Source organism: Phenylobacterium sp. (genome assembly GCF_016793225.1).
In the GTDB taxonomy this organism is placed as follows: domain Bacteria; phylum Pseudomonadota; class Alphaproteobacteria; order Caulobacterales; family Caulobacteraceae; genus Phenylobacterium.
In genome coordinates this window covers 1-6,213 of sequence record NZ_JAEUMN010000027.1, presented here as the reverse complement: position 1 = coordinate 6,213, position 6,213 = coordinate 1, and the positions used below count along the sequence as shown (strand labels likewise).

General features: G+C 68.7%; 5 protein-coding genes. All 5 read right to left on the bottom strand.

The genetic code is table 11. The features are described from left to right. Positions 1 to 40 precede the first annotated feature (40 nt). Positions 41 to 1,447 carry a dihydrolipoyl dehydrogenase gene (lpdA, locus tag JNK30_RS03230; protein ID WP_293480130.1) on the bottom strand — a complete coding sequence of 469 codons (1,407 nt, stop codon included), beginning with the start codon at positions 1,445 to 1,447 and terminating at the stop codon, positions 41 to 43. After that, complete coding sequence (locus JNK30_RS03225; protein WP_293480129.1) at positions 1,440 to 1,853, bottom strand: PIN domain-containing protein; 414 nt, start codon at positions 1,851 to 1,853, stop codon at positions 1,440 to 1,442. Before JNK30_RS03225 ends, lpdA begins: the two co-directional genes overlap by 8 nt. Then, on the bottom strand, positions 1,850 to 2,107 hold the full coding sequence (locus tag JNK30_RS03220) for an antitoxin (protein ID WP_293480127.1): 258 nt from the start codon (positions 2,105 to 2,107) through the stop codon (positions 1,850 to 1,852). The genes JNK30_RS03225 and JNK30_RS03220 overlap by 4 nt, the downstream gene beginning before the upstream one ends. 56 nt (positions 2,108 to 2,163) lie before the next feature. After that, complete coding sequence (gene odhB, locus JNK30_RS03215; RefSeq protein WP_293480125.1) at positions 2,164 to 3,435, bottom strand: 2-oxoglutarate dehydrogenase complex dihydrolipoyllysine-residue succinyltransferase; 1,272 nt, start codon at positions 3,433 to 3,435, stop codon at positions 2,164 to 2,166. Positions 3,436 to 3,497: 62 nt separating this feature from the next. Further along, on the bottom strand, positions 3,498 to 6,213 hold a 2,716-nt coding region (locus tag JNK30_RS03210; protein ID WP_293480123.1), incomplete at its 5' end, for a 2-oxoglutarate dehydrogenase E1 component.

Below are 6,213 nucleotides of genomic sequence, written 5' to 3'. Positions count from 1 at the left end.
AGTTCCTCCGGCCGCGCCCTGCGGATCGTCAGGCCCTGGCTCAGGCCTGCATCGTCCACCCTTCGACTCCCATCGAGGCCTGCCGTACGGCCTCCGAGCGCGTCGGGTGCGGGTGGCAGGTGCGGGCGATGTCCTCGGACGCGGCGCGGAACTCCATCGCCACGCAGCACTCGCCGATCATCTCGGAAACGCTGGGCCCGATCAGGTGCGCGCCCAGGATCTCGTCGGTCGCCGCGTCGGCGAGGATCTTCGCGAAGCCCTCGGTCTCGTGGTTGATCTTGGCGCGGCTGTTGGCGGTGAAGGGGAACTTGCCGACCTTGTAGGCGCGGCCCTCGGCCTTCAGTTCCTCCTCGGTCTTGCCGACCCAGGCCACCTCGGGGGTGGTGTAGATCACGCCGGGGATGACGCCGTAGCTCACGTGGCCGGCCTTGCCCGCCAGGCGCTCGATGCAGGCCACCGCCTCCTCCTCGGCCTTGTGCGCCAGCATCGGCCCGTGCGTCACGTCGCCGATCGCCCACACGCCCGGCGCCGAGGTCTTCCAGTGGTCGGTGGCGATGAAGCCGCGCTTGTCGGTTTCGATGCCGACGGTCTCCAGCCCCAGGCCCTGGGTGTAGGGGCGGCGGCCGATGGCGAGCAGCACGTAGTCGGCGTCCAGAGTCTCGGCCGCGCCCCCCGCCACCGGCTCGAAGGCGAGGCTGACGCCGGTCTTCGACGCGGTCGCGCCCGTCACCTTCATGCCCAGCTTGAAGGCGATGCCCTGCTTGGTGAGCGCGCGCTGGAAGGTCTTGGCCACCTCGGCGTCCACACCCGGCGTGATGCGGTCGAGGAACTCCACCACCGTCACCTTGGCGCCCAGCCGGCGCCAGACCGAGCCCAGCTCCAGCCCGATGATGCCCGCGCCGATCACCACCAGGTGGCCCGGCACCTCCGGCAGCGCCAGGGCGCCGGTGGAGTCCACGATGCGCTTCTGATCCACGGTCACGCCGGGCAGCGACGACGGCTCCGAGCCCGTGGCGACGACGATGTCCCTGGCGCTGAGCGTGCCCGTGACCTTGCCGTCCGCGTCCAGCACCTCGACCTTGCCGGGCCCGGCGATGCGGCCCGCGCCCTTCACCCAGTCCACCTTGTTCTTCTTGAACAGGAACTCGATGCCCTTGGTCAGAGCCGTCACCGACTCGTCCTTCTGCGCCATCATCTGGGGCAGGTTGAGCTTCGGCGTCACCTCGATGCCCAGCTTGGCGAACTCCGAGCCCGCCGCGGCGTACAGCTCGGAGGCGTGCAGCAGCGCCTTCGACGGCATGCAGCCGACGTTCAGGCACGTGCCGCCCAGCGTGCCGCGCATCTCGACGCAGGCGGCCTTCAGGCCCAGCTGGCCGGCGCGGATCGCGGCGTTGTAGCCGCCGGGGCCGCCCCCGATGATGACGACGTCGTAGGTTGTGTCAGGCATCTTGCATCCAGTCGATGTAGTCCAGCCCGGATATCCGGGCGAAATGCTTCCGGTTCGCGCTCACCAGAGTCCAGTCGCGACGTCGCGCCTGGCCCGCGAGGAAGACGTCGGGCGCCTCGAGCGGCTCGCCGCGACGCTGGAGTTCGGCTCTGACCTTTGCGGCTTCGGCCGCGTCGTCCAGCGTCCAGTCGTGCCGGACCATGGCGTCGCACAGCCGGTCCACCAGGCGGCGATGATGTTCGGGCCGCGCGCTGAGAAGCACGCCGAGCTCGAGCTCGTGGGCGACGATCGTGGACAGGTGAACGGTGGAGCCCGCCGACAGCTCTGCCTGCAGTCGACGCTGGTAGTGCGGCTTGCCGCCCCTCATGATGTCCACGAGGACACAGGTGTCGAGGCAGAGGTTCACTCGTCGAGCTTCACGGGCTTGGCGGGCAGCAGGTCGTCGCGCGGGGGATGCGGAAACGGCTCGCCGGCCGCCTCGCGCAGCCCGTCGATCTCTGCCCAGAACGCTTCCCAGTCGCGTCGCATCGGCTCCAGGATGACCTTGTCGCCCTCCTTGCGGATCCGCACCTCGTCACCCTCGAAGCGATACTCTTTCGGCAGGCGCACCGCCTGGCTGCCGCCGTGCACGAAGATCCGCGCTGTTTCACGCACGCCCATGGGCCATCTCCGTATCTACGCCGCATAGATACGTAATGCGGCGCCCGGCTTCAAGCCTACACGTCCAGCAGCAGGCGCTGCGGGTCCTCGATGGCGTCCTTCACGTGCACGAGGAACGTGACCGCGCCCTTCCCGTCGACGATCCGGTGATCGTAGCTGAGCGCCAGGTACATCATCGGGCGGACCACGATCTGGCCGTTCACCACCACCGCCCGCTCCTGGATCTTGTGCATGCCCAGGATGCCGGACTGCGGCGGGTTGAGGATCGGCGTCGACATCAGCGAGCCGTAGATGCCGCCGTTCGAGATGGTGAAGGTGCCGCCCTGGAGGTCGTCCATGGACAGGGCGCCGTCCCGCGCCTTGCGGCCCAGCTCGCCGATGGCCTTCTCGATCTCGGCCAGGCCCATGGCGTCCGCGTCGCGGACCACCGGCGTGACCAGGCCCTTCTCCGTGCCGACGGCGACCGAGATGTCGTAGTGGTTCTTGTAGATGATGTCCGTGCCGTCGATCTCGGCGTTGACGTCCGGAACCTGCTTCAGCGCGTGGATCACAGCCTTCACGAAGAAGGACATGAAGCCCAGCTTCACGCCGTGCTTCTTCTCGAAGACGTCCTTGTACTGGTTGCGCAGCGCCATCACGCCCGACATGTCCACCTCGTTGAAGGTGGTCAGCATGGCGGCGTTGTTCTGGGCCTCCTTCAGCCGGCGCGCGATGGTCTGGCGCAGGCGGGTCATCTTCACCCGCTCCTCGCGGGCGTGGACCTCGCGGGGCGCGGCCGGCGCGGGCGCCGGCGCCGGGGCCTTGGCGCGGGCCTCGAGGGCCGCCAGCGCGTCGCCCTTGGTCACGCGGCCGTCCTTGCCCGAGCCGGGGATCGACGCCGGGTCGAGGTTGTTCTCGGCGGCCACGCGCTGGGCCGACGGCGCAAGCACCTTCCCGGCGGCCGGGGCCGAGGTGTCCGGAATGGGGGCGGAGGTCGGCGGGGCCTTGCCCGGCGTCGGCTCGGGCTGCAGCTCGCCGGCGGGGACCGGCGTGGGCGTGGACGACGGGGCCGCGGCCTTGTCGCCGCCGTTGGCCTTGGCGGGCTGGGCGGCGGCGCCTTCGCTGATCTTGCCCAGGACCGCGCCCGGCTCGACGGTGGCGCCTTCCTCGGCGGTGATCTCGGACAGCACGCCGTCGGACGGCGCGGCCACCTCCAGCGAAACCTTGTCGGTCTCGAGCTCCACCAGGATCTCGTCCTTGCGGACCGCCTCCCCCGCCTTCTTGGTCCAGCGGGCGACCGTCGCCTCGGTGACGGATTCACCCAGCGCTGGGGTCATGATGTCGGCCATGGGGGTGGGGGCTCCTCGGGTCTCGGACACTCAAACGGCGGTGGGGCGGGGTCGGCGCCCTTTTAGGCGAAGGCTTCCGTAAGGAAAGCCTCCAGTTCCTTCAGGTGGCGGCTCATCAGGCCGGCGGCGGTCGACGCGGAGGCGGGGCGGCCGACATAGCGGGCGCGCTTGGCCTTCACGTTCATCCGTTCCAGCGTCAGCTCCAGCCAGGCGTCCACGAACTGCCATCCGCCCATGTTCTTGGGCTCTTCCTGGCACCACACCAGTTCGGCGTTCCGGAAGCGCTTCAGCTCGTTGGTGAGCGACTTCAGCGGCCACGGATAGAACTGCTCCAGGCGCAGGATGTAGACGTCGTCGCGGCCGGTCTTCGCCCGCTGCTCGACGAGATCGAAGTAGACCTTGCCCGAGCAGACGATGACGCGGGTGATGGCGTCGTCCGGCTTCAGGGTCACGCCGCCCACGTCGCAGCCCGCCTCGGCGCCGTCCACCAGCACCCGGTGGAAGCCGGTGCCCGCGACCATGTCCGAGAGGTTCGAGACCGCCCGCTTGTGGCGCAGCAGGCTCTTGGGCGTCATCACCACCAGCGGCTTGCGGTATTCGCGCAGCAGCTGGCGGCGCAGGACGTGGAAGTAGTTCGCCGGGGTCGTGCAGTTGACCACCTGCATGTTGTCCTCGGCGCAGAGCTGCAGGAACCGCTCCAGGCGCGCCGAGCTGTGCTCCGGCCCCTGGCCCTCGTAGCCGTGCGGCAGCAGCATCACGAGGCCGCTCATCCGCAGCCACTTGCGCTCGCCCGAGCTGATGAACTGGTCGATGACCACCTGGGCGCCGTTCACGAAGTCGCCGAACTGGGCCTCCCACATGGTCAGCGTGTCGGGATCGGTCAGCGAGAAGCCGTACTCGAAGCCCAGCACCGCCTCTTCCGAGAGCGCCGAGTCCAGCACCTCGAAGTGCGCCTGGCTGGGCCCGAGGTTGCGCAGCGGGAAGTAGACCTCCTCGGTCTTCTGGTCGATCAGTCCCGAGTGCCGCTGGCTGAAGGTGCCGCGCACGCTGTCCTGACCCGACAGGCGCACCGGGTAGCCCTGGTCCAGCAGGGTGGCGAAGGCCAGGTGCTCGGCGGTCGCCCAGTCGATGCCGGCGCCGGTCTCGATCGCCTCGCGCCGGGCGGCGACCACGCGCTCAACGGTCTTGTGGACCGTGATCCGCTCGGGGATCGAGGTCATCTTGCGGCCGAGGTCGAGCAGCTTCTGCTTCGACACGCCCGTCGCATAGCGTTCGTCGCCGGACGCCAGCTTCACGCTGGACCACTTGCCGTCGAGCCAGTCCGCCTTGTTGGCGTTGTAGGCCTTTCCGCCCTCGAACTCGTTGTCGAGGAAGGTGTCGAACTCCTTCACCCAGCCGTCCACGTCGGCCTGGCTGCAGACGCCCTCGCCGATCAGCCGGCTGGCGTAGAGGTCGCGGACCGAGGGGTGTCCCTTGATCTTCGCGTACATCAGCGGCTGGGTCATCGTCGGGTCGTCGCCCTCGTTGTGACCGAACCGCCGGTAGCAGAACATGTCGACCACCACGTCCTTGCCGAACAGCTGGCGGTACTCGGTGGCCACCTTGGCGGCGAAGGTGACCGCTTCCGGGTCGTCGCCGTTGCAGTGGAAGATCGGGGTCTCGACCATCATCGCCACATCGGTGGGATAGGGCGAGGACCGGCTGTTCTTCGGGCTGGTGGTGAAGCCGATCTGGTTGTTGACCACGAAGTGCATGGTCCCGCCGACGCCGTAGCCGCGCAGGCCCGACAGCGCGAAGCACTCGGACACCACGCCCTGGCCGGCGAAGGCCGCGTCGCCGTGCAGCAGAAGCGGCATCACATGGCCCCGGCCCGCATCCGGCTGTTCGCGCAAGGTGAAGGCCTGCTTGGCGCGCACCTTTCCGATCACCACCGGGTTGACGATTTCCAGGTGGCTGGGATTGGCGGTCAGCGAGAGGTGGACGCTGTTGCCGTCGAAGTCGCGGTCGGACGAGGCGCCCAGGTGATACTTGACGTCACCCGAGCCCTGGACGGCCGAGGGCGTGGCCGAGCCGCCCTGAAACTCGTGGAAGATGATGTGGTAGGGCTTGCCCATCACGGCGGCCAGCACATTGAGGCGGCCCCGGTGCGGCATGCCGACCACGATGTCCTTCACGCCCATGGCGCCGCCGCGCTTGATGATCTGTTCCAGCGCCGGAACCATCGCCTCGCCGCCGTCCAGGCCGAAGCGCTTGGTGCCGGGGAAGCGGCGGTGCAGGAAGGCCTCAAAGCCCTGGGTCTCGATCAGCTTCTTGAGGATCGCGACCTTGCCCTCTCGGGTGAAGACGATCTCCTTGTCGCGGCCCTCGATCCGCTCCTGCAGCCAGGCTTTCTCCTTGGGATCGGAAACGTGCATGTACTGCACGCCGACGTTTCCGCAGTAGGTGCGGCGCAGGATCGCCAGGATCTCGCGCAGGGTGGCGGTCTCAAGCCCCAGCACATGATCCAGGAAGATCGAACGTTCGTAGTCGGCCTCAGAGAAGCCGTAACTGGCCGGGTCGAGCTCTGACGCGTCGCCGGGCGTCGTGGCGATGCCCAGCGGGTCCAGGTTGGCCTTCAGGTGGCCGCGCATCCGGTACGCCCGGATCATCATGATCGCGCGCAGGCTGTCCAGCGTGGCGGCGCGGACCTCGTCCACCGAGGCGGTCGGCTTGCGCGCCTCGATGGTCTTGCCGAGCTTGGCCTCGACCGCGGGCCAGAGCCCGTCGATGGCGCTCATC